The sequence below is a fragment of the Paraburkholderia sp. SIMBA_027 genome (assembly GCF_046535315.1).
Taxonomy (GTDB): Bacteria; Pseudomonadota; Gammaproteobacteria; order Burkholderiales; family Burkholderiaceae; genus Paraburkholderia; species Paraburkholderia tropica.
In genome coordinates this window covers 1-266 of record NZ_JAWRWY010000722.1, presented here as the reverse complement: position 1 = coordinate 266, position 266 = coordinate 1, and the positions used below count along the sequence as shown (strand labels likewise).

1 pseudogene is annotated in these 266 nt (G+C 57.1%); it reads left to right on the top strand.

The features are described 5' to 3' along the window. Positions 1-74 precede the first annotated feature (74 nt). A pseudogene (locus SB764_RS40940) lies at positions 75-266 on the top strand (hypothetical protein); the annotation flags it as partial.

The following is a 266-nucleotide window of genomic DNA, read 5'->3' as shown; positions in this document are numbered from 1 at the left end:
AAGCGGGCTTTGTATTGACATGCGCCCGGCAAAGGGAAAGTAAGACGGATAATTTTCACGAGTGGCCATTTGCAATGATTGAAACGACTGCCGCCCTCGCCGAAGCCTGCACGGAACTGGCGAAATCGGAATTCATCACCATCGACACCGAATTTCTGCGGGAAACGACCTTCTGGCCGGAACTCTGCCTCGTGCAGATGGCGAGCCCGACGCTCGAGGTGCTGGTCGATCCGCTCGCCAAGGGTCTCGACCTGACCCCGCTTTTC